This is a genomic window from Pantoea sp. AG1095 (assembly GCF_003208415.1).
In the GTDB taxonomy this organism is placed as follows: Bacteria; Pseudomonadota; Gammaproteobacteria; order Enterobacterales; family Enterobacteriaceae; genus Pantoea; species Pantoea leporis.
On the sequence record NZ_QKMJ01000002.1, the window covers coordinates 139827 to 160914 of the forward strand.

Genomic DNA, 21088 nt, shown 5'->3' on the forward strand with positions numbered 1-21088 from the left:
CAGACCTTTCTCGTAGCCGGGATCAATTTTGAGCATGCCTGGTCGCCATAAATGACCTAATGCTTGTCAGTTAAGACATGAAAACCCTTAATTACCGCGAGCACACATTGTAGCGGCGCAATTCATTGCGCGATAAATCGCGCCGCTACGGAATATGCGATGATTTGATTAGGTGCTTAACTGATCGGCATTACGCCATAAATGGCGACCTCTGCAAAAAGAGGAAAACTTGAGTAACAAAAAGAGGATTAGCGAAAGCGTGCGCCGAACGCTGGTTGTCAATACGCCGGTTTGCTATGTTGCCGGATAAAAAGGGGAGCTTAGCCATGCAATTACTCACGCCACGTTTGTCCCTCAGTCGGCTTCAACCTGAAGACTGGCGGATTTTCAAAGCGGTACATCAGGACCGCACGACCATGACGTGGGTCAGTGAAATTCCGGATGAAAACGATATTCGTCAACGCTTTACTGAGCGTCTGGCGCCGTGGCAGGCGAGCAGTTTTCATATGCTGTGTCTGGTGGCGCGCATCCGGGAAACCGGCGAGCCGATTGGCCTGTTTGGCTGTAGCGCCGAGTGGCATCCTTATCGTCAGGCCGAAGTGGGTTACATGCTGCGCGCGGCGTTTACCGGAATGGGTTATGGCAGTGAAGCGCTCGACGCGCTGTGCCAGTTTTTGCTACAGGCAGAATTTCATAAGCTGAAAGCGATGGTGATTGAGGGGAATTGGCCGTCGCGCCGCATTCTTGAGAAGAATGGTTTCGTCCTTGAGGGTACGTTGCGGGATAATTATCTGCTAAACGGCCAATGGGTAAGCGATTGGGTGTTTGGCCGCCTGAATCCGCAACATTAAAAAAATTTCCGTCTGCTCTCGACAATCTTGTTATCAGCGCGTTATGTTCTTGGTGCGGTCACCACAGTGACCCACGTCGCTCGGACGGTCCGGGCGCTTACGTAAACCAGAGGACATCATGGCTGATAACAGCACACCCCGTCGTTTCTCGCGTATTGAACGCCTTCCCCCGTATGTTTTTAACATTACCGCTGAATTGAAGATGGCTGCGCGTCGGCGCGGCGAAGACATCATCGATTTTTCGATGGGCAACCCGGATGGCCCCACGCCGCCGCATATCGTCGAAAAACTCTGCCAGGTGGCGCAGCGCGAAGACACGCACGGTTACTCAACCTCGAAAGGTATTCCCCGTTTGCGTCGCGCGATTTCGCGCTGGTACGCAGACCGTTATCAGGTAGAGATCGATCCGGAATCGGAAGCGATTGTCACCATCGGCTCCAAAGAGGGTTTGGCGCACTTGATGCTGGCCACGCTCGATCACGGCGACACCGTGCTGGTGCCGAACCCCAGCTATCCGATTCACATTTACGGCGCGGTCATTGCTGGCGCGCAGGTGCGTTCTGTTCCGTTGGTAGCGGGCGTTGATTTCTTCAACGAGCTGGAGCGGGCGATTCGCGAAAGCTATCCCAAACCGAAAATGATGATTCTCGGCTTCCCGTCGAACCCTACAGCGCAATGCGTTGAGCTCGACTTCTTTGAGCGCGTCATCGCGCTGGCGAAGCAGTACAACGTGCTGGTCATCCATGATCTCGCCTACGCTGATATCACCTACGATGGCTGGAAAGCGCCGTCGATTATGCAGGTGCCAGGCGCGCGTGATGTGGCGGTAGAATTCTTTACCCTGTCGAAAAGCTACAACATGGCGGGCTGGCGCATCGGCTTTATGGTCGGTAACAAAGAGCTGGTCTCCGCGCTGGCGCGCATCAAAAGTTATCACGATTACGGCACCTTCACGCCACTGCAGGTCGCAGCGATTGCGGCGCTGGAAGGCGATCAACAGTGCGTGCGCGATATCGCTGAACAGTACAAACGCCGCCGCGATGTGCTGGTGAAAGGCCTGCACGAAGCGGGCTGGATGGTCGATCTGCCGAAGGCGTCGATGTACGTCTGGGCGAAAATTCCCGATCACTACGCGCATCTTGGCTCACTGGAGTTTGCCAAATTACTAATGCAGGAGGCCAAAGTGTGCGTCTCGCCGGGCATCGGTTTCGGTGATTACGGGGATACCCACGTGCGTTTCGCGCTGATTGAAAACAGCGATCGTATTCGTCAGGCGGTCCGGGGGATTAAATCGATGTTCCGTGCCGATGGCATTTTGCCGGGAACGGTGAAAGCGCTGGAAGAAGAAGAGGAATAACCATTAAGTGGGGCGACTCAGCGTCGCCCCGCCTGGCGGCTCTACAGCATCAGTACAAAAGTACCGACCCAAAGCAACAGGAAGAAAGAAATTCCCATCAAAGCGTATCTCACAAAACAACTCCTCTGAGCGGCTACCCGGCGGGCGATCCCAAACCCGCGTAACCCGAACAGAATAAGAGAAAGGTGGAGTTCATCATCGCTACACGCTTTCTTCTCAGGTCGCTCCAGGCAAGCCCGAAACAGGATCGAGGGCTAATTTACGCGGATTTGTCCCAAAAATAAATAGGCCGCTTCTGAGATATTGCTCACATTTTCAGCGGGTCTCAATCTCCGGTATCGCCGACATTCCCACGCGCAGTTTGGCCAGATCCGGCTGGTTTTCATCGAGCACAATTTTCACCGGTAAACGCTGTACCACTTTGGTGTAATTGCCGGTGGCGTTGTCCGGCGAAATGGCGGAAAAGGTCGCGCCCGTAGCTGGAGCAATGCTGTCGACGTGACCGCTAAATACCTTGCCCGGCAAGGCATCCACCTTCACGCTCACTTTCTGCCCTTGCTGCACATCCGCCAGCTGCGTTTCCAGATAATTAGCGGTGATATAGGTTTGCTGCAGCGGCACCACCGCCAGCAAACGCGTGCCTGCGCTAACGTAGGCGCCGAGGCGCACCGAACGCTGACCGACCATGCCATCCACCGGCGCCACAATCCGCGTGTAGGAAAGATTGAGCTGCGCCTGATCGACGCTGGCCTGCGCGGCAGCGACATCGGCAGCGGCCTGACGCACCGCAGCTTGTAGCACGCCAACTTGCTTGACGGCGGAAGCTAGCGCCGCTTCGCTCTGGCGGACGGTAGCCGAAGCGGATCGCTGCGTTGAGTTGGCTTTTTGCTGATCGTCTGCGGCGATGGTGCCACTTTTATACAGCTGGTTGTAACGCGCGGCGCTTTGTCCGGCGTACTGCGCGGAAGCCTGGCTCGCCGCTAACGTGGCCTTCGCCTGGTCGATAGTGGATTGCTGCTGTTCCAGCTGCGCCTGGCTACTCAAACGCTTCGCCTCGCTGACCTGCAAATTGGCCTGCGCGGTCTCTAACGCCACGCGGTAATCGCGATCGTCGAGTGTCGCCAGCAGTTCGCCGGCCTTTACGCGCTGGTTGTCTTGCACGTTGACGCTGGCGATGTAGCCGGAAACTTTCGGCGCAACCAGCGTATAATCGGCATTCACATAGGCATCGGTGGTGCGGTGATCGTTGCCGGTCATCGATGACCAGACAAAAAAGGCCATCGCTAATAACACCAGTAATAAGGCGCTCAACAGCACCGTTCTCTTCAAAGCAAAAGCTTGCATATCAATTATCTCGACGTCGTCGTAACAGGTTGAATCAGTGTTTGTGGTGGCCACACGCGTTTTGGCAACCAGGCGGTTAACAGTAAAAGCAGGGCGGCGAAGGCAATCAGCATCTGGTAGCAATCACTCAGGCTCAGCACCATCGCCTGCTGTTTCAGCAAGGTGGCGAAGCCGCTGAGGTTTTCCGCGCTGCTGACGCTGCCGTCCGGCAGCAACGGCACGCTGCTGCTGGATTGTGCGCTGTTCGGCGCCGTCATCAGCCATGAACGGCTGGCGGCGCTATCGACCAGCACGTTGGAGTGGAATTTTTCACGGTGGCTGATAAACCATTCCACCAGCGTGCTGGCGGCGATGCTGGAGAAACCGCGCACCGTGTTGAACATCGCCGAGGCAAAGGGGCCTTCTGGTGGTGCAACCACGCTGGTGGCACTCATCAGCACCGGCAAAATCACCATGGGCTGGCCGAACGCCTGCAAAATCTGAATCAGCCAGAAATTCTGCCGCGCCCAATCGGTGGTGATGTGCATGCCCATCAGGCAGGACGTCACCAACAGCGCTACGCCCGCTGTCAACATCCAGCGGCAATCCACCCAGCGAATATTCAGCAGCGCGGCAACAAAAGGCGCGATCAGCAACTGCGGCAATCCGATGGTCAACGCCAGCGGGGCGAACTGCAGCGTGCGGAAGCCTTGCACCTGCGCCAGATAGGCCGACGGCAGCGCCGAACCTGACAGCGACAGAATCAGCACGCCCGCCAGCACCAGCAAGCCGTGCGCGAGATTGCGCCGCCCCAGCATCTGCAATTTGAACAGCGGCAGCGGATGAAACCATTCATTAATAAAGAACACAGTCAGCAACGCCAGCGCGCTGAATAATAGGCCGCAAAATAACGGCGATTCGAGCCAGTCGAGTCGCTCGCCCTGCGTCAGCGCCAGGATCAGCAGCGCCATACCCGAACAGCCGGTTAGCATGCCAAACAGATCGATCTGTTTAAAACGCTCAAGGCGCAGCGGATCCTGCGGCAAACCCCAGCTAATCAGCAGCATGGCAATCAGCATGGCGGGCACCACTTGCCAGAAGACAAACAGCCAGCTGACGTCATCGGTCCAGAACGCCGCCAGCGAAGCGGCCATATTCGGACCGAAGGTGGCGGTCAGCGCATATCCGGCTAAACCGTATAATTTGATCGGCGGCGGCAGAAAGCGCAGCGCAACGGTCATCAGCATTGGCGGCAGCGCGCCGCCAAATAACCCCTGCACCACGCGCAAGGCGATAAACAGCGTGGCGTTAGGCATCAGCGGCAGCAGCAGACCGCTTAGCATAAAACCAGCGGAGACGGTGAGCGCAAAGCGGCGCAGCGAAAAGGTGACGGCGAACCAGGGCGCAATCATCATTGCCGCCACTTCAGCGGCCTGATACGCGGAGATGATCCAGCTGCCTTGATCGAAACTGATGCCGATGGCAGCGCGGATATCGGCTAACGCGATATCGGTGACGCGATCGTTTAATCCTGATGTGAGCGCGGCAATCAGCACGCCAACCAATCCCAGCGCCAGGCGCAGAGTAAACGGATGGGGGGCCGGAGCCGCAATGGGCTGGGCGTTCATAGCAGGCTTCTCGTTATGATGTTGATGCAGTGTATTGCGATGTGATACAGGTGGCATCTTACATATCGATATGCTGTATTGCAATGTGATACAGGGTGTAAAAGTGCGATCATTCGCGTTAAAGTAGGGCAGGCCAAAAAGGAACGCATCATGGTTGAACTTCCCTCAAGCCGTGAGGATGAAAAAGCGGGTGGCATTCAGGTCATCGCGCGTGCGGCAAAAATTCTGAACGCGCTGGGTGAGCATCCCGGCGGCATGAGTTTGGGTGAAATTGCGCAGGTGGTTGATCTGCCGCGCTCGACGGTGCAGCGCATTATTGGTGCGCTGGACAGCGCACAGCTGGTGCGCAGCAGCGGTGCCGGCGGGTTACGTCTTGGTCCGGCGCTGCTCAAGCTGATCTCCAGCGTGCACAGCGACGTGGTGGAAATCGTGCGTCCATTCCTCGAACAACTCTCTGCAGAGATTAATGAAACGGTATCGCTGGCGCGGGCCAGCGGCACGCAGCTGGCTATCGTGCATTATGTGGTGGCCTCGCGCGAACTGCGCGTGGTGCCGCGCATCGGGCTGAATTTGCCGCTTTACAGCACATCGGGCGGCCGCGCGTTGCTGGCGCTGGAGAGCGATGAAGATGTGCGCGTGATGGTGGGCGAAGCCTATAAAGAGTTAACCGAGATGACGGTGAAAACGCTGCCGCAATTGCTGGAGCTGATTGCCGAGGTACGCGCCAGCGGATTGGCGATTGATCGCGGTGAGACGCTGGAGGGCATTTCGACCATGGCGGTCGCCATTGATACGCTGTTTGGCCGCTTCTCCATCTCATTACTGGTGCCGACCGCGCGTTTTCATAAGCAGGAAGCGCATTATCGTGAGCAAATCATCAAGTGCAAAGACGCCTTGATTCGTGAAATTGGCAAAATGACCGCTGTGGAAGGATAACCAACTGATGAAAACCTTGCTGATGGCCATCGATAACTCTCCGGTGGCGGAAAAAGTGATTGCGTTGACCATTGAACAAGCGCTGGCGCATCAGGCACAGGTCACGGTGCTATGCTGCGTTGATCCCGCTTACTCCTCCTGTAATCAACCGATAGAGATTGATGCCGGTGAAGATCCGGATGATTTTGTGGCGGCGAAAGATGAGCAGAACACCGCCGAAATGGTGGTGCGTCATGCGCTGGCGCCGCTTTTGCGCGCGGGCGTGGCGGCAAAAGGTTTGATTCTGGCGGGGGAAGCGGCGGAAACCATTGTGGCGCAATCCACACTTTTGCATGCCAGCATGATCATCATGGGACGCCGTCATCTGTCGCCGTTTAATCGTCTGCTGAAAGGTTCGGTCAGCGCTGCGGTGATTGAACGCGCCAATTGCCCCGTTTTAATTGATGTACGTAAGGATTAACCCCGCTCGATGCTCTCGCTTTTTCCGATTACGCTAGCGGCGTTCGCGCTGCTGGCGATCATTATTATTCTGCTGGTGCGCACCACCTCGCTGCGACTGTGGCAAGGCGTGCTGTTATTTATCTTGCCGCTAATACTGGCGAATTTACTGTGGTTCAGCTGGCTTCATCCACGTCAGGAGCGGCAGGCGCTGATGGAAGAGGTCGCAACCCAACTCAGCCTTGCGCCCGGTTATCGCCTGCTAAAAATTCAGGAACCCGCATTGTGGCAGTTGCTTAATCGCGAGCTGCTGCATAAACGGCTGGAAGGTGTTCCCGCCAATCAGGCGCTGGGGGATATGCGCGGCTGGTTGATGGATCTGGTTAATCAGCGTCTGACGCGCGCCAGCGATGCGGCGATCATTGATTACATCCGCGTCTCGGTCGAGGAGATGCAGGCGTTGCAGCAGCAGGAACCGCAGCGCTGCTTCCGTTTCCTCTATCCGCAGGTGAATGGCGGCGTCAATTTGCAACAGGTGCTGTCACCGGAACTGAATCAGCGCGATGCGCAAGCACTCGAAACGCTGCTGCAGCAAAGTACCGGCAATGAACAGCCGCTGGATCAGGCTGCGGCGCAGCGCGATTTACAAAGCGTGGTGGAAAAACTGTATGGCAAGTGGGGCGATCGGCTGCAACAGCTGAATATGCCAGCGGATACCGCGGTTGATCGCGGCGCAATGTGCGCGATGTCGATTGATCTCTACAGCGGCATTCTCGCATTGCCTGACAAACAAGCGGCCAATCTTTTACGTAAGATGGTCAGCCTTACCGGTTAGCAGGCAAAAAAAAAAGCCCGCTCAGCGCGGGCATGAAGGTCATTATCAGTATGTTTATTATTAATTCACCTGGTGTGGTGCAGACTTCGTTTTGTCTGAACAGATAATCGCACCCTTACCTTGATAAGTGAAACCGTTTGGTTTTATCGATTTGATTGGCGAAAGCTTCACTAATCCCGGACATTTCGCGCTTTATTCCTATAGATAAGCGCGGCGTTGCCTTTTAGACTGCAACGCTCAAGAGGAAACCCTAATGAAAAAAATGCTTATTAGCACATTGGCGCTTTTTATGTTGGCAGGTTGTAGCGTCAGCAAACCAGGAGGATTTGAGCGTGTTGATGAAGATACCAGCTCAAATACCGTGCAGTATCGTTACGATCCGCACACGCTGAATAAAGACGCAATGGAGATCGACCTTGCGAATTATTGCAGCCAGCGTGGATTTGATAAGGTGGAATCACTGCCGTCGCAAAATAGCCATTTGCCCGGACTTAAGAAAGCCTGGTATCAATGTAATTACGCGGTAAAAAGCTAAAAAAATAGGGCGGGATAATTTCCCGCCCTTTTTATTTTCTTATTATTTGCTGTGTGTGCTTTGCCCAACTATCTGCGGTGTCCATGACCGCCGTGCCCATGATGCCAGCCGCCGCCACCACCATGATGGCCCCAGCCTGGGCCGCCGCCTCCACGATGATGATCGATAATACAGCCACTCAACATCGTCATAATGGCTACAACCGATGCAAGCTTAATCACTTTCTTCATGGAGAGTCCTCCTCTGTTCCAATGACGCCAGATTACAGGGGAATAGTGGAGTGAAGATGCAGGAAATGTAGAGTTATTACGGAATGTATTACGGAGTGTGTCAATTAAATGCTAAAAAAGTCGCGGGGTAAAATAAACCAATCGGAATAAGCTGAATGCCTGATAATAATAACGAGATTACTCCGAAAGGCAAGGCTTAATAATAGTGGTTCTCAATTAACGCGTTATTGTGGATTAATTGTGGAGAAATGGGATGCCGCGTATTCATGCGGCATCCCAGCGAACTTAATTATGCAGTAAAGGTTCTGCCACGTTTTGGCGATTTGGCAGACGGATGCTCAGCGACAACACCAGCGAAATCACCAGCAAGGTCATAATCAGGCTGAAGGTGACGGTGAAGCCGCCAAAGGCGGAAGCCACCAGCGAACCCAGCACGCTGCCGATACCGAAGCCCAGGTAAATCAGACCATAGTTTTTGGTCAGGTTGTTCAGGCCAAAGAAATCGCTGACCAGCGATGGGAACACGGTAATGGTGCCGCCGAAGCTAAAGGCCACGCAGGCTAAGGAGAGGAAGAAGGTCGATTCACTCATATGGGTGAATAGCAAAATACTCATGCCCACCAGCGAGACGATTTGCGCCAGCGTAATCACACGGATGCGCGCCATTTTATCCGATAGCACGCCAAGAATCAGACGGCCGCTGAGGTTGGCAATTGCAATCACCGTGACCGCATTGGCGGCGGTTTGCGCGCTCAGATGCACCATGCCTTCACCGATATCTTTCGCCACGCCAATCACGTACAGGCCGCTCATGCAGGCAGTGAGGAACATCAGCGCCAGCATCCAGTACTGCGGTAAACGCACCGATTGCGCCAGCGTGTAATCTTTGGCTTCCAGCTGCGTATTACCTCTGTTCTTCTGCATCGGTGCGTCACGCATCAGCAACGCGCCGACAATGATCATGCTCATCGCCAGCAGGCCCCAGATCATGAAGGTATTCTCCAGACCTTGTGCGCTCAGCAGTGCGCCGCAGATGAATTTAAAGCCGAGGCTACCCAAACCGTACGCACCAATCGAGCAGGCGGAAATGAGCCCTTTGCGCTCCGGGAACCACTTCACGCAGTTAGAGAGCGTCATCAGATAACCGGCGCCATCGGCCAATCCCACCAGAATCCCTGCGCTGAGGTAGAGCATCATCAGATTATCGGCATGCGCGGTCAGCCAGAAACCTACCGCCATCAGCATGCCCGCACCGATGGTGACGTTGCGCACGCCAAAGCGCTCCTGCAATTTCCCGGCAAGCGATGACGCAATCGCCAGGCCAAGACTGAGTAAACCGAACGAGAAAGCCACTTCACTGATCGGCGCATTCAGCTTATTTGCCAGCGGGCCGTTAAACAGGCTCCAGGTATAAACCGAGCCCAAAGCGAACTGGGTGATAATAGTGCCGATAAGGGTGAGCATGCGGGTACGTTGGTCATTCGCGGGGGTTGCTGTTGTCATTTTTATCTCTCACTCGAGAAAGCGGAATCTGTGGAGATAATAAATTGCTCTCGCGCGTGCGGGGGGTGCAGAGGCGTGAATGAACCGGATGGTGGAACGAAATGCAGTAAAGCGGGTATGAATGGCATTGTGATGACAGTAAGTGATGTCATTTAAGCCGTAGCGGTTGCTACGGGTAACCATCTGTAAGTGTTTGTATCGATCGCGCCATATCGCCTGCAAAGTTGTGGATGTTTGCCAGGCTTAGAATTCATTCAAAAGGAGGAAATATGAAAGACCGAACATATGAATCCGCGTCAAATGAGGATGAGGTTTGCTGCATTATCGGTCAGGCGGTGATCGAGTTAAGCGATGAGCATCAACCAGTGAATAAATCCACGTTGTCGCTGAAATTACTGGCAATGGCCGACCGCGACAAAGATGATGAACGCGTCCTGCTTTACTGGATTGCCAGAAAAGCCATAACTAAACCTCACCAGCTCAATATCGGCGTTCAGGGCTGGCGCTAGAGGAACAAAAGAGCGGGCGCAATGCCCGCTCTCGTTATTTATGCGGTCCGCAATCGGCCCATCGTCGGCCAGCGTACAAACATCACCATGTTCCCCGCCAGAATCATCACCAATCCGATAATCGCATTACTATGCCAGTGATAACCTTCATAAAGCGTGGAGAGCGTTAGCGCCACCAGCGGGAACAGCAAAGTACTGTAAGCGGCCTGACTGGCACCAATACGGCCCACCAGCGTGAAGTAGGCCCCAAATCCCACGACCGAACCAAATATCGCCAGGTAGCTCATCGCGCCTAACCATTGCATATTCAGCGCTGGCGCCAGCGAATCGCCGTTAATTAATGCCAGTGCGGCCATCACCAAAGCGCCATACAGCATCGCGTAGCTGTTGGTGGTCAGCACATCACGCTGACGGCGTTGATGGCGCAGCGAAATCATATTGCCGAAGGAGAAGCCCAGCGTGCCAAGCGCGCTGAGGCCCACGCCCCACAGCAACTGTGGAGCCGGATGCGCCGCCTGAATATCATTCCAGAACAGTGCGACAATACCGCCCAGGCCAAGCACCGCCGCTGGCAACAGGCGAAACGATGGGCGCTGACGGAAGAAGATCCAGCCGTTAAGCGCGTTATACAGCACGGCCATCGAGAATATCACCGACTCGAGTCCGCTGCTGATCCACGCGGCAGCATGATAGAAGCAGACAAAGTTGAAGCCAAACACGCAGCAGCCCTGCAGCAGACAAAACAGATGATCGCGCTTATCCAGCGTTCGTAGCCGATGCAGCAGTTTGAGGATCCCCAGCATCATCAGCGACGCCAGTAAGAAACGCCAAAATACCGCCACCAAAACGGGCGTATCGCCCGCTTCCTGCTGCAGGAAAATGGCAATCCAGGTGGTTCCCCAAATCATCACCACGGCAAGGTATAACATCACATTCATAGCGCACTCTCCGACATAATCTGGCGCGCAGTGTGGCGTGAAAAGCAACCTGCGGCTTGCACGTTTTTGCGCGGCAATTGCAAAATCTTGCGCTTTTTACTTCTGTGTCCGGCTGTGACCTGTTTTCTGTCTGCGGAGATCCGTACACTGGGCGCTCATGAACTTCGAGTGATATGAACCATGGCCGATTACCAGACCTTCAACATGCTGCAGCGCCACAAAGCGCAGCTGCGCGACAGTGTGCAGTTGTCGAGCGGCATTAAGCTGGCGGCCTGGTTTAACAGCGGCGATCGCGTCACCAATCTTAGCGATCATCACACGCTGAGCCTGTATACCGCAGACGGCTATGAAACCTGGCATAAAACTCAAAACGGCTGGCGCAACGGCGGCGGCCCGGATCGCTTTTGCCTGATGCCCAGCGGGGTAGAATCGGTGTGGGATATTCGCGCCGATTTGTCGTTTGTGCATCTCTATTGCACCGACGAACATCTGAGGCATTTGGGCGAGCAGATTTGGGATCGCAGTCCGTCGCAGCTCAATCTGCATGAAAAGATCTTCGCGGCGGACGATCGCATCACCCAACTTTATCGCCACTTCTTGCTGAGCACCGACTGGCAACAGCCGGCGAACCAATTGATGCTCAGCAGCGCATCAACGTTGCTGATGACGCATCTGCTGCAACGCTACAGCGATGTGCAATGGCAAGCGCCGCAGGTGCGTGGCGGACTGGCGCCCGCCGTGTTGCGGCGAGTCATGGCGTATATTGATGCGCAGCTCGATCAGCCATTAACGCTGGCGCAACTGGCTGCTGAAGCGGCGCTGAGCGAATACCATTTTGCCCGCATGTTCCGCAGCAGCGTTGGCGAGGCCCCGCATCAATATGTGATGCATCGCCGCATGGATGCTGCGCTGCAGCTGCTGAAATTCAGCCGTTTATCGCTAACAGAAATCGCATTGCGCTGCGGTTTTCACTCCTCGAGTCACTTCAGTAACCGCTTCCGTCAGCTGCATGGCGTGACGCCATCGGCATGGCGCCACGATCAAGTCTGATTACGATCTCACTTTTAAACCGTTGTAATCGGCTGCAAGAACCTCTGTTTTTTTCTGAACACATCTCTCAATTAGGCATTCTCAAACTCAGTGAGGCATTTTTTCCATGGATTTTGGAGTAGGATGCTTTGCAGGAAAATTAAGCTATCACATTGATTACAATGACAAGTTACAAGAGGCTGTAATTGTGGAAAAGCGCGTGTCAAAGCTGGAAGCGGATATTGACGATATCAAAACCGATATGGCAGTAATGAAAACGGATATCGCGGTGATCAAATCGAATTACGTCACCAAAAGCGATCTTTATCAGGAGATCGGCAAAGTGCATCAGGATATTGGGAGAATTCATCAGGAGTTAAGTAAGCAGACAAAATGGATAATCGCTGGGATGCTGAGTACTGCGGGCATGACGTTGGCACTGGCTCGCTGGTTGTTTTGAGTGAATAACTAATCAAGGAGTGAACATGGAAAAGCGCGTATCAAAGCTGGAAGCGGATATTCATGAAATGAAAACGGATATCGCGGTGATCAAATCGAACTACGCCACTAAAAGCGATCTTCATCAGGCGATAAATCAACAAACGAAATGGATTGTGGCGGGAATAATGAGCACCGCTGGACTGACACTTGCTCTGGCAAGATGGCTGTTTTAAGCGGGAGAACGATGAAAATCTGGTGTCCCCTGCAGGAATCGAACCTGCAACTAGCCCTTAGGAGGGGCTCGTTATATCCATTTAACTAAGGAGACGCCGGGCGCGCAGTATAGCGCACCGCGAACCTGATTTTAACTATGCAGCGGTTGTTTGCTCAATCTATCAGCAATTTAAGACCAGGCTTACGCCTGTTTTTGCTTCTCTTTCCGCCTCTGTTCCGCACGCGCTTTGGCTTTCGCCGCTTCACTCATATCGTTACGAATCTGCGCATGGCTGATCAACGCAAATATCAGCGTACCGCCCGTGATGTTGCCAAGCAGCGTAGGCAGGGCAAATGGCCAGAAGAATTCGTACCACGGCAGCGTGCCCGCAAACACCAGATACAGCACCTCGACTGAACCGACCACGATATGCGCTAAATCACCTAACGCCACCAGCCAGGTCATCATCACAATCACTACAATCTTTGCGCCACCCGCATACGGGAACATCCACACCATGGTGGCAATAATCCAGCCTGATATCACCGCATTAGCGAACATTTCGCTTGGGGAGTTCACCATCACTTTTTCACTGATGGCGGTAAAGGCCTGACGCGTCGCATCGTCGAATATTGGCATATGATTAAAGGCCAGCGCCCCTAATGCGGTGCCAATCAGATTGCCGAGCAGCACCACGCACCAGAGACGTAACAGCAGCGCAAAGTTGCTGCCGGTCGGTTTGTGCATCACCGGCAAAACGGCGGTAACGGTATTCTCGGTAAACAGTTGCTGGCGCGCCATAATCACAATCACAAAGCCAAAGGTATAACCCAAATTTTCCAGTAAAAATGCGCCCGGCACGCCTTTAAGATGGACCTGAAAAATGCCTTTCGCCATCAGCGAAGCGCTCATTGACAGTCCCGCCGCAACCGCGGACCAGAGCAGCGCCATGCCGTCACGCTCGAGCTCTTTTTCCCCATCCTGGCGTATCTCTTCATGAATCGCCGCAGCCTGCGAGGGCAGGGCATCTTCATCGACTTCTATCTCCTTACCTTGCTCCTTCTCATCACTCTCTACATCGTTGTCACTGTTTGAAATCGATGGTGATTGTTTCATGTTTTCCTCAGGTGATAATGCCATTGCGTCATAAGCGTAGCTGGTTTTTGCAAGGTCGATTTGTTACGAAGATTCAAATTAAGAGTAACGAAATTTTAACTGAGTTGGATTTTTGAGCAATTTGTTGATCTGGGGCGCACGAATACCCCATTTGGGGTAAGTGGGAGCCAGCTCACAGACTTCGGCCCACAGATTCAATGTGGTATTATCCCCGCCTCATTCATTGCCGCGATTCTCCCTTCTATGCTCGAAGTCATTAATCTCTCATGCGTTCGTGATGAGCGAACCTTGTTTCATGGGTTGAGCTTCCGCGTGCAACCGGGTGACATTGTGCAAATTGAAGGGCCAAACGGAGCCGGGAAAACTTCACTGTTGCGCCTGCTGGCCGGATTAAGCCGGGCGGAAGAGGGCGACGTCATGTGGCAGTCACAGCCCCTTCGTCGACAGCGCGAAGTATGGCAACAAAATCTGCTCTATCTTGGCCATCACCCCGGCGTGAAATCGGTACTCTCACCGCTAGAGAACCTGCATTTCTGGCACGGTAGCAGCAAAGAAGACGCGATTTTTGCCGCGCTTGAGCAGGTCGATCTGCTGGGCTTTGAAGAGGTGCCGGTGGCACAACTCTCCGCCGGACAGCAGCGGCGCGTGGCATTAGCACGCTTATGGCTCAGTCCGGCGTCGATGTGGATCCTCGATGAACCCTTAACCGCCATCGATAAAGGCGGTGTGGAAAAATTAATGGCGCGATTCGTCAGCCATGCCGATAACGGCGGAGCGGTGATTCTGACCACGCATCAGGATCTGCCCGATCACAGCGCGCGCGTGCGTAAAATTCGTCTTACTTCGGAGTGGGCTTGATGTTAGGCCGGGTCATTCAGCGTGAATTAAAAATCGCTTTTCGTAGCGGCGGGGAAGTGATCAATCCGCTGTGGTTTTTCCTGATTGTTATCACGCTGTTTCCGTTAGGTATCGGACCGGAGCCACAGCAGCTGGCGCGCATTGCGCCGGGCGTGGCGTGGGTTGCCGCGTTACTCGCCTCATTGCTGGCGCTGGAACGGCTGTTTCGTGACGATTTTCTTGATGGTTCGCTTGAGCAACTACTTCTGTTGCCGACGCCGCTACCGATCACGGTGCTGGGCAAAGTGATTGCGCACTGGCTGATTACCGGGCTACCGCTGATTTTATTGTCGCCGCTGGCGGCATTGTTGCTGTCGCTGGATTTTGCCGGCTGGCGCGCGATGGCATTGACGTTATTACTTGGCACGCCAACGCTGAGTTTTCTCGGCGCGATAGGTACCGGATTAACCGTTGGGTTGCGGCGCGGCGGCGTATTACTGAGTTTGCTGGTATTGCCGTTGTCGATACCGGTTTTGATATTTGCCAGCGCGGCGATTGATGCCGCCGGAATGGGATTGCCGATCGGGGGTTATCTGGCGATTCTTGGCGCGATGCTGGCGGTAAGCGCAACGCTGTCGCCGTTCGCGACGGCAGCGGCCTTGCGTATCAGTCTGCATTAATTCGTGCCGCCCCAGAGCGGTCGAAACCTGAATTCTCTTTATTGTGAGCTATGCAAAATGTGGAAATGGTTACACCAGTGGGCAAAGCCTGAGCGGCTTTACCAGCTATGCGGTCGCTTGATTCCGTGGTTCGCGGTGCTAGGTGTTGGCACGCTGTTACTCGGTTGGGTCTGGGGATTCGGCTTTGCACCGGCGGATTATCAGCAGGGCAACAGCTTCCGGATTATGTACATTCACGTGCCTGCAGCGATGTGGTCGATGGGCGTGTACGCGTCAATGGCTATTGCGGCATTTATCGGCCTGGTGTGGCAGATGAAGATGGCCGATCTGGTCTCAGCGGCGATGGCGCCGATTGGCGCGGTGTTCACCTTTATCGCGCTGATTACCGGCTCCGCCTGGGGTAAACCGATGTGGGGAACCTGGTGGATCTGGGATGCACGCCTGACATCTGAGCTGGTGCTGCTGTTCCTCTATATGGGCGTTATCGCGCTGTATCACTCCTTTGAAGACCGCCGCACCGCCGGGCGCGCCGCCGGCATTTTGATTCTGGTTGGCGTGGTTAATCTGCCGATCATTCACTTCTCGGTGCAATGGTGGAACACGCTGCATCAGGGCTCATCAGGCATTCTGCAGCAGGCTATCGATCCAAGCATGCGCACACCGCTGCGCTGGTCCATTCTCGGTTACCTGCTGGTGTTTGGTGCGCTGACCTTAATGCGCCTGCGCAATTTGATTCTATTCACCGAGCGTCATCGTCCGTGGGCGATTGATGTGGCGCAGGGAGGAAGCAAATCATGACGCCAGCCTTTGCATCGTGGAGCGATTTCTTCGCCATGGGCGGCTATGCCTTTTACGTCTGGCTCGCCGTTATCCTCACGTTGATCCCGTTATTCGGTCTGGTACTGCACACCGTGCTGTTCCGCCGCCGTTTGCTGGCGGAAATTCGCCAGCGTCAGTCCAGGGATCGCCGCATTCGCGCGGCTAAATCGAAAAAAGCTGCCAGTGGAGCAGCGGGAGAATCCGTGTGAATATCCGTCGTCGTAATCGCCTCTATGTGGCGATCGCGGTGTTGATCGGGCTTGGCCTGGCGACCGCGCTGGTGATGTACGCGCTGCGTTCCAACATCGACCTTTTTTATACCCCGAGTGAAATTATCAACGGCAAAGGTGAAGATCATCAGAAGCCTGAGCCGGGCCAGCGCTTGCGCATTGGCGGCATGGTGATGCCGGGCAGCGTAAAGCGCGATCCGAAAACCCTCGCCGTCTCTTTCAAACTGTATGACGCCAACGGCGTGGTCAGTGTGACCTATGAAGGCATTCTGCCGGACCTGTTCCGTGAAGGGCAAGGCGTGGTAGCGCAAGGCGTGCTGGAAGAGGGCAATCTGGTGAACGCCAAAGAAGTGCTGGCGAAACACGATGAAAAATATACGCCTCCCGAAATTGAAGATGCCATGAAGAAGAATCACACAGGACCTGCAGCAGCCTATCAGCAGTCGGGTGCGCAATCATGATGCCGGAAATTGGTAGCTTTCTGCTGTGTCTGGCGCTGGCTTTAGCGCTCCTGTTGAGCGTCTATCCGTTGTGGGGCGCTGCGCGGCAGGATGCGCGTTTGATGGCGATGGCGCGCCCGTTAACCTGGGGCATGTTTATCTGTGTCGCCGCCTCTTTTGTGGTGTTGGTGCACGCCTTTGTGGTGAATGACTTTACCGTTGGCTATGTCGCCACCAACTCCAACACCTTGCTGCCGGTCTATTATCGCATCGCGGCAACCTGGGGTGCGCACGAAGGTTCACTGCTGTTGTGGGTGCTGCTGCTCAGCACCTGGACGCTGGCGGTGGCGATCTTCAGTCGCGGGATGCCGCAGGATGCGCTAGCACGCGTGCTGGCGGTGATGGGCATGATTAATCTCGGCTTCCTGCTGTTTATCATTCTCACCTCGAATCCATTTACCCGCACCTTGCCAAACTTCCCGATTGACGGGCGCGATCTCAACCCAATGCTGCAGGATATCGGGCTGATCTTCCATCCGCCGCTGCTGTACATGGGTTATGTCGGCTTCTCGGTGGCCTTTGCGTTTGCCATTGCCTCGCTAATGGCCGGACGTCTGGATACCGCATGGGCGCGCTGGTCACGTCCGTGGACTACCGCCGCGTGGGTCTTCCTGACCATCGGCATCGTGCTCGGTTCGGCGTGGGCTTATTACGAACTCGGCTGGGGCGGCTGGTGGTTCTGGGATCCGGTCGAAAACGCCTCCTTTATGCCGTGGCTGGCCGGAACAGCGCTGATGCACTCGCTGGCGGTGACGGAAAAGCGCGGCAGCTTCAAGTCGTGGACGGTGTTACTGGCGATCACCGCGTTCTCGTTAAGCCTGCTTGGCACTTTCCTCGTGCGCTCCGGCGTGCTGGTTTCCGTGCACTCGTTCGCCTCCGATCCGGCGCGCGGCATGTTTATCCTCGCCTTCCTGGTGATTGTGATTGGCAGCTCGCTGCTGCTGTACGCGCTGAAAGGCGGTCAGGTGCGCAGCCGCGTACAGAGCGAAGCCTGGTCACGCGAATCCTTCCTGCTGGGTAATAACGTGCTGCTGATCGCCGCGATGCTGGTGGTGTTACTCGGTACGCTGCTGCCGCTGGTGCATAAACAGCTCGGTCTCGGCAGCATCTCGGTGGGCGAACCGTTTTTCAACACCATGTTTACCTGGCTGATGGCACCGCTCGCGCTGATGCTCGGTATCGGTCCGCTGGTGCGCTGGCGTCGTGACCAACCACAGAAACTGTGGAAACGCCTTGGCGTGGGCCTGTTGGTGACGCTGATTCTGTCGATCGCCCTGCCGTGGCTGCTGCAGGATCGCATTGAGGCGATGACGGTTATCGGCCTGCTGATGTCGATCTGGGTGATTATGTTGACGTTGATGGAACTGCACGAGCGCGCCACCCATCGCCACTCTTTCTTCAAAGGTTTACGACATCTATCGCGCAGCCATTGGGGCATGGTGCTGGGGCATTTAGGCGTGGCGGTGACCGTGGTCGGTATCGCCTTTAGCACCCAGTACAGCGTTGAGCGTGATGTGCGCATGAAGGCGGGTGATACCGTTGATATCCACAATTATCACTTTACCTTCCACGGCGTGCGCAACCTGCAAGGGCCGAACTACAGCGGCGGCGTGGCGGTGATTGAAGTGACGCGTAACGGCAAGCTGGAAGCGGTGATGCAGGCGGAAAAACGCTTCTATGCAGCCGCGCGCACCATGATGACCGAAGCGGCAATCAGCGGCGGTTTCACCCGCGATCTGTATGCGGCGCTGGGCGAAGAGCTGGATGACGGTTCGTGGGCGGTGCGGATTTACTACAAACCGTTTGTGCGCTGGATCTGGTTCGGCGGCGTGTTTATGGCGGTGGGCGGCTTGTTCTGCCTGTTCGATCCGCGCTATCGCTCACGCAAAAAAGAGCAGCGCGAGGAGCTGGCATGAACAAAAAAATCCTGTTTATCCCGTTAGTTCTGTTTTTGCTGCTGGCCGCAGCGCTGCTATGGCAGCTGTCGCGCAACGCCAACGGCGATGATCCAACGCGTCTCGAATCAGCGTTGATCGGCAAACCGGTGCCAGTATTCAAACTGGAAGCGCTGGATCAACCCGGCAAAATCTACGATCAGCAGGTGCTGACCGACGGCAAACCGATTCTGCTCAACGTCTGGGCAACCTGGTGCCCAACCTGCCGCGCGGAGCATCAATACCTCAACACGCTGGCGGAAAAAGGCATTCGCGTGGTTGGCCTCAACTATAAAGACGATCGCACCAAAGCGGTGACCTGGCTGAACACGCTGGGCAATCCTTATGCGCTCAGCCTGTATGACGGCAACGGGATGCTCGGTCTCGATCTCGGCGTTTACGGCGCACCGGAAACCTTCCTGATCGACGGCAAAGGGATCATTCGTTATCGCCACGCAGGCGACATGAACGATCGTGTCTGGCTCGAAGAAGTGAAACCGCTGTGGGACAAATACAACAAGGAGGCGGGCGTATGAAACGGCTGCTTCTACTGTTAGCGGGCATTCTGCTCAGCACCAGCCTGTGGGCGGCGATTGATACTTATCAGTTCGATTCGGTGCAGCAGGAAGAACAATACCGCGATCTCACCGCATCGCTGCGTTGCCCGAAATGCCAGAACAACAGCATTGCCGATTCCAATGCGATGATCGCGTCGGATATGCGTCTCAAAGTCTACGAGTTAATGAAGCAGGGCGAAAGCCGCCAGCAGATCATTGATTACATGGTGGCGCGTTACGGTAATTTCGTGACGTATGAGCCGCCGGTAACGCCTTCCACGCTGATTTTGTGGGTGGGGCCAGCGCTGTTTGTGGTGCTGGGCGCGCTGATCATTATTCTGCGTAATCGTCGTGGCAAAGCGCGTAGCGAACTCGACGACAGTGAACAACAGCGCCTTGCGGCGTTACTCAAGCGTGACGGGAAGCCGTAATGACTGGATTCTGGATTACCCTGATTATTTTACTGCTGGCGGCTATCGCGCTGTTTCTGCGTGCCGGCTGGCGTCAGCGCGAGGCCAGCAGTGGCGATCGCGATCGTCTCAACACCGATTTCTATCAGCAACGCCTGCGCGAGCTGGAGCGCGATGAAGAAGAGGGCGTGGTGGCTGAGCGCCCGGAAATGGTGCGCGAACTGCAACAAACGCTGTTAACCGATGTGCCGCAGCAGGATGCCGCGACCATTCATCGCAGCAGTCGCTGGGTGTTGCTGCCGGGCGTGATTGTGCTGCTGGTGGTATCGGTTGGCGTGTATCTGAAAACCGGCGGACTTACGCAGCAAACCGCGTTTGTCAGCGTACAGCAGGAGTTTCCTGCGTTACGTGCGCGCGTGATGGATCCTAAAGCTCAGCCGCTAACCATGGAAGAGTTGGCGCGTCTGCAGCTGGGTCTGCGCAGCTCGCTGCAGAACGACGCAACGAACCTCAACGATTGGGCGATGCTGGGCCGCTTAGGGATGGTGCTGAATAATGCCACCGATGCCAGCCAGGCATTTGAACATGCGCTACAGCTGGCGCCAGACAACGTCGAACTGCAGCAGGATTATGCCGAAGTGCTGACGCGCTCCAGCGATCCGCAGGATAACCGTCAGGCCAACGTGTTGCTGAAAGCGCTGCTTAAACGCGATCACAGCGATGTGCGCACGCTGAGTCTGCTGGCGTTTAACGCCTTTGAACAGCAGCAGTACAACGAGGCGATTGGTGCATGGCAGGTGATGCTGAAACTGTTACCGGCAGGCGATCGTCGCATCACCATGATCGAGCGCAGCATTGAACAAGCGAAAACCGACGCGGGACAGCAAAATAGCAGCCTGGCATTGACGGTGAGTTTGACGCCGCCGGCAGAAAAAATGTTACCGCAAGGCGGAGTGTTGTATATTTCTGTGTCTGACGGTGTTTCACCGGTGCCTGTGGCTGTGAAGCGTTTACCGCTGAGCCACTTTCCGTTATCGCTCACGCTCGATGACAGCAATGCCATGATGCCCGATCGCCTGCTTTCGGCACAGCATCAGGTACAAGTCAGGGTGCGCATTTCGCGCGATGGCAGTGCCAATCCACAGTCTGGCGACTGGTTGGGTTTAAGCGCGGTCACACCCTGGGATGGTCATCAGCAACTGGCTGTGGAAATTAATCAACAGCAGCCCTGAAGCGAT

General features: G+C 55.2%; 25 protein-coding genes and 1 tRNA gene. 19 read left to right on the forward strand and 7 right to left on the reverse strand.

Features of this window, described 5'->3' with window-relative positions:
• Positions 1–326 precede the first annotated feature (326 nt).
• Both DEU53_RS07265 and alaC read left to right on the forward strand, forming a co-directional pair.
• Positions 327–851, forward strand: coding sequence for a GNAT family N-acetyltransferase (locus DEU53_RS07265; RefSeq protein ID WP_110866530.1), 525 nt, complete (start codon positions 327–329; stop codon positions 849–851).
• A gap of 118 nt (positions 852–969) precedes the next feature.
• Entirely contained in the window at positions 970–2208 is a 1239-nt protein-coding gene (alaC, locus tag DEU53_RS07270) for an alanine transaminase (protein ID WP_008101332.1), read from the forward strand.
• Between the two features lie 41 nt (positions 2209–2249).
• Here alaC and ypdK read toward each other — a convergent pair whose 3' ends face one another.
• The 3 genes from ypdK to DEU53_RS07285 form a co-directional block, all read right to left on the reverse strand.
• Positions 2250–2321, reverse strand: a complete 72-nt coding sequence (gene ypdK, locus DEU53_RS07275) for a membrane protein YpdK (protein WP_099686956.1) — start codon at positions 2319–2321, stop codon at positions 2250–2252.
• A 202-nt stretch (positions 2322–2523) separates the two neighbouring features.
• Entirely contained in the window at positions 2524–3552 is a 1029-nt protein-coding gene (locus tag DEU53_RS07280; RefSeq protein ID WP_110866531.1) for an HlyD family secretion protein, read from the reverse strand.
• 5 nt (positions 3553–3557) lie between these two features.
• Positions 3558–5159 carry an MFS transporter gene (locus tag DEU53_RS07285; RefSeq protein ID WP_110866532.1) on the reverse strand — a complete coding sequence of 534 codons (1602 nt, stop codon included), beginning with the start codon at positions 5157–5159 and terminating at the stop codon, positions 3558–3560.
• Between the two features lie 150 nt (positions 5160–5309).
• Between DEU53_RS07285 and DEU53_RS07290 the strand changes: the two genes are divergently transcribed.
• The 4 genes from DEU53_RS07290 to DEU53_RS07305 all read left to right on the forward strand — a co-directional run bounded on the left by DEU53_RS07290 (position 5310) and on the right by DEU53_RS07305 (position 7903).
• On the forward strand, positions 5310–6095 hold the full coding sequence (locus DEU53_RS07290) for an IclR family transcriptional regulator (RefSeq protein WP_008101326.1): 786 nt from the start codon (positions 5310–5312) through the stop codon (positions 6093–6095).
• Between the two features lie 7 nt (positions 6096–6102).
• Entirely contained in the window at positions 6103–6555 is a 453-nt protein-coding gene (locus DEU53_RS07295) for a universal stress protein (protein ID WP_101763602.1), read from the forward strand.
• A gap of 9 nt (positions 6556–6564) precedes the next feature.
• Complete coding sequence (locus tag DEU53_RS07300; protein WP_110866533.1) at positions 6565–7368, forward strand: hypothetical protein; 804 nt, start codon at positions 6565–6567, stop codon at positions 7366–7368.
• Between the two features lie 253 nt (positions 7369–7621).
• Positions 7622–7903, forward strand: a complete 282-nt coding sequence (locus tag DEU53_RS07305) for a membrane lipoprotein lipid attachment site-containing protein (RefSeq protein WP_110866534.1) — start codon at positions 7622–7624, stop codon at positions 7901–7903.
• A 515-nt stretch (positions 7904–8418) separates the two neighbouring features.
• Here the strand turns inward: DEU53_RS07305 and DEU53_RS07310 are convergent.
• Entirely contained in the window at positions 8419–9636 is a 1218-nt protein-coding gene (locus tag DEU53_RS07310; RefSeq protein WP_110866535.1) for an MFS transporter, read from the reverse strand.
• A 269-nt stretch (positions 9637–9905) separates the two neighbouring features.
• Between DEU53_RS07310 and DEU53_RS07315 the strand changes: the two genes are divergently transcribed.
• The gene (locus DEU53_RS07315) at positions 9906–10145 is read left to right on the forward strand and encodes a hypothetical protein (RefSeq protein ID WP_008101313.1); all 240 of its coding nucleotides are present in this window, start codon (positions 9906–9908) and stop codon (positions 10143–10145) included.
• A 38-nt stretch (positions 10146–10183) separates the two neighbouring features.
• On the opposite strand, the gene DEU53_RS07320 is transcribed toward DEU53_RS07315, so the two are convergent.
• Positions 10184–11083 carry a DMT family transporter gene (locus DEU53_RS07320; protein ID WP_110866536.1) on the reverse strand — a complete coding sequence of 300 codons (900 nt, stop codon included), beginning with the start codon at positions 11081–11083 and terminating at the stop codon, positions 10184–10186.
• 180 nt (positions 11084–11263) lie between these two features.
• Between DEU53_RS07320 and DEU53_RS07325 the strand changes: the two genes are divergently transcribed.
• The 3 genes from DEU53_RS07325 (at position 11264) to DEU53_RS07335 (ending at position 12786) form a co-directional block, all read left to right on the forward strand.
• Positions 11264–12133: an AraC family transcriptional regulator gene (locus DEU53_RS07325; RefSeq protein WP_110866537.1), complete on the forward strand. Its 870-nt coding sequence runs from the start codon at positions 11264–11266 to the stop codon at positions 12131–12133.
• A gap of 106 nt (positions 12134–12239) precedes the next feature.
• Positions 12240–12572 carry a hypothetical protein gene (locus DEU53_RS07330; protein WP_233501684.1) on the forward strand — a complete coding sequence of 111 codons (333 nt, stop codon included), beginning with the start codon at positions 12240–12242 and terminating at the stop codon, positions 12570–12572.
• Between the two features lie 25 nt (positions 12573–12597).
• Positions 12598–12786: a hypothetical protein gene (locus DEU53_RS07335; RefSeq protein WP_110866538.1), complete on the forward strand. Its 189-nt coding sequence runs from the start codon at positions 12598–12600 to the stop codon at positions 12784–12786.
• A 20-nt stretch (positions 12787–12806) separates the two neighbouring features.
• Here DEU53_RS07335 and DEU53_RS07340 read toward each other — a convergent pair.
• Together DEU53_RS07340 and DEU53_RS07345 are read right to left on the reverse strand one after the other, a co-directional pair.
• A tRNA-Arg gene (locus DEU53_RS07340) sits at positions 12807–12881 on the reverse strand.
• An 87-nt stretch (positions 12882–12968) separates the two neighbouring features.
• Positions 12969–13883, reverse strand: a complete 915-nt coding sequence (locus tag DEU53_RS07345) for a formate/nitrite transporter family protein (protein WP_110866539.1) — start codon at positions 13881–13883, stop codon at positions 12969–12971.
• A gap of 243 nt (positions 13884–14126) precedes the next feature.
• Here DEU53_RS07345 and ccmA point away from each other — a divergent pair, with 243 nt between their 5' ends.
• The 9 genes from ccmA to ccmI are packed head-to-tail and all read left to right on the forward strand — an operon-like array spanning position 14127 to position 21082.
• Positions 14127–14741, forward strand: coding sequence for a cytochrome c biogenesis heme-transporting ATPase CcmA (ccmA, locus tag DEU53_RS07350; protein WP_110866540.1), 615 nt, complete (start codon positions 14127–14129; stop codon positions 14739–14741).
• Positions 14741–15400 (forward strand): heme exporter protein CcmB, encoded by a 660-nt coding sequence (gene ccmB / locus DEU53_RS07355; RefSeq protein WP_101763610.1) that lies wholly within the window; start codon positions 14741–14743, stop codon positions 15398–15400. The genes ccmA and ccmB overlap by 1 nt, the downstream gene beginning before the upstream one ends.
• 57 nt (positions 15401–15457) lie before the next feature.
• Complete coding sequence (locus DEU53_RS07360) at positions 15458–16198, forward strand: heme ABC transporter permease (protein ID WP_110866541.1); 741 nt, start codon at positions 15458–15460, stop codon at positions 16196–16198.
• Positions 16195–16428, forward strand: a complete 234-nt coding sequence (ccmD, locus tag DEU53_RS07365; RefSeq protein ID WP_110866542.1) for a heme exporter protein CcmD — start codon at positions 16195–16197, stop codon at positions 16426–16428. Before DEU53_RS07360 ends, ccmD begins: the two co-directional genes overlap by 4 nt.
• Positions 16425–16910 (forward strand): cytochrome c maturation protein CcmE, encoded by a 486-nt coding sequence (ccmE, locus tag DEU53_RS07370; RefSeq protein ID WP_008101293.1) that lies wholly within the window; start codon positions 16425–16427, stop codon positions 16908–16910. The genes ccmD and ccmE overlap by 4 nt, the downstream gene beginning before the upstream one ends.
• The gene (locus tag DEU53_RS07375) at positions 16907–18865 is read left to right on the forward strand and encodes a heme lyase CcmF/NrfE family subunit (RefSeq protein WP_110866543.1); all 1959 of its coding nucleotides are present in this window, start codon (positions 16907–16909) and stop codon (positions 18863–18865) included. The genes ccmE and DEU53_RS07375 overlap by 4 nt, the downstream gene beginning before the upstream one ends.
• Positions 18862–19419, forward strand: coding sequence for a DsbE family thiol:disulfide interchange protein (locus DEU53_RS07380; RefSeq protein WP_101763614.1), 558 nt, complete (start codon positions 18862–18864; stop codon positions 19417–19419). Before DEU53_RS07375 ends, DEU53_RS07380 begins: the two co-directional genes overlap by 4 nt.
• Positions 19416–19871, forward strand: a complete 456-nt coding sequence (locus tag DEU53_RS07385; RefSeq protein WP_101763615.1) for a cytochrome c-type biogenesis protein — start codon at positions 19416–19418, stop codon at positions 19869–19871. Before DEU53_RS07380 ends, DEU53_RS07385 begins: the two co-directional genes overlap by 4 nt.
• Positions 19871–21082 carry a c-type cytochrome biogenesis protein CcmI gene (gene ccmI / locus DEU53_RS07390; RefSeq protein ID WP_110866544.1) on the forward strand — a complete coding sequence of 404 codons (1212 nt, stop codon included), beginning with the start codon at positions 19871–19873 and terminating at the stop codon, positions 21080–21082. Before DEU53_RS07385 ends, ccmI begins: the two co-directional genes overlap by 1 nt.
• Positions 21083–21088: the final 6 nt, after the last annotated feature.

Coding starts and splice junctions, on each gene's coding strand:
- DEU53_RS07265 (WP_110866530.1), top strand. CDS start 327: ATGCAATTACTCACGCCACGTTTGTCCCTCAGTCGGCTTCAACCTGAA.
- alaC (WP_008101332.1), top strand. CDS start 970: ATGGCTGATAACAGCACACCCCGTCGTTTCTCGCGTATTGAACGCCTT.
- DEU53_RS07280 (WP_110866531.1), bottom strand. CDS start 3,552: ATGCAAGCTTTTGCTTTGAAGAGAACGGTGCTGTTGAGCGCCTTATTA.
- DEU53_RS07285 (WP_110866532.1), bottom strand. CDS start 5,159: ATGAACGCCCAGCCCATTGCGGCTCCGGCCCCCCATCCGTTTACTCTG.
- DEU53_RS07290 (WP_008101326.1), top strand. CDS start 5,310: ATGGTTGAACTTCCCTCAAGCCGTGAGGATGAAAAAGCGGGTGGCATT.
- DEU53_RS07295 (WP_101763602.1), top strand. CDS start 6,103: ATGAAAACCTTGCTGATGGCCATCGATAACTCTCCGGTGGCGGAAAAA.
- DEU53_RS07300 (WP_110866533.1), top strand. CDS start 6,565: ATGCTCTCGCTTTTTCCGATTACGCTAGCGGCGTTCGCGCTGCTGGCG.
- DEU53_RS07305 (WP_110866534.1), top strand. CDS start 7,622: ATGAAAAAAATGCTTATTAGCACATTGGCGCTTTTTATGTTGGCAGGT.
- DEU53_RS07310 (WP_110866535.1), bottom strand. CDS start 9,636: ATGACAACAGCAACCCCCGCGAATGACCAACGTACCCGCATGCTCACC.
- DEU53_RS07315 (WP_008101313.1), top strand. CDS start 9,906: ATGAAAGACCGAACATATGAATCCGCGTCAAATGAGGATGAGGTTTGC.
- DEU53_RS07320 (WP_110866536.1), bottom strand. CDS start 11,083: ATGAATGTGATGTTATACCTTGCCGTGGTGATGATTTGGGGAACCACC.
- DEU53_RS07325 (WP_110866537.1), top strand. CDS start 11,264: ATGGCCGATTACCAGACCTTCAACATGCTGCAGCGCCACAAAGCGCAG.
- DEU53_RS07330 (WP_233501684.1), top strand. CDS start 12,240: ATGGATTTTGGAGTAGGATGCTTTGCAGGAAAATTAAGCTATCACATT.
- DEU53_RS07335 (WP_110866538.1), top strand. CDS start 12,598: ATGGAAAAGCGCGTATCAAAGCTGGAAGCGGATATTCATGAAATGAAA.
- DEU53_RS07345 (WP_110866539.1), bottom strand. CDS start 13,883: ATGAAACAATCACCATCGATTTCAAACAGTGACAACGATGTAGAGAGT.
- ccmA (WP_110866540.1), top strand. CDS start 14,127: ATGCTCGAAGTCATTAATCTCTCATGCGTTCGTGATGAGCGAACCTTG.
- ccmB (WP_101763610.1), top strand. CDS start 14,741: ATGTTAGGCCGGGTCATTCAGCGTGAATTAAAAATCGCTTTTCGTAGC.
- DEU53_RS07360 (WP_110866541.1), top strand. CDS start 15,458: ATGTGGAAATGGTTACACCAGTGGGCAAAGCCTGAGCGGCTTTACCAG.
- ccmD (WP_110866542.1), top strand. CDS start 16,195: ATGACGCCAGCCTTTGCATCGTGGAGCGATTTCTTCGCCATGGGCGGC.
- DEU53_RS07375 (WP_110866543.1), top strand. CDS start 16,907: ATGATGCCGGAAATTGGTAGCTTTCTGCTGTGTCTGGCGCTGGCTTTA.
- DEU53_RS07380 (WP_101763614.1), top strand. CDS start 18,862: ATGAACAAAAAAATCCTGTTTATCCCGTTAGTTCTGTTTTTGCTGCTG.
- DEU53_RS07385 (WP_101763615.1), top strand. CDS start 19,416: ATGAAACGGCTGCTTCTACTGTTAGCGGGCATTCTGCTCAGCACCAGC.
- ccmI (WP_110866544.1), top strand. CDS start 19,871: ATGACTGGATTCTGGATTACCCTGATTATTTTACTGCTGGCGGCTATC.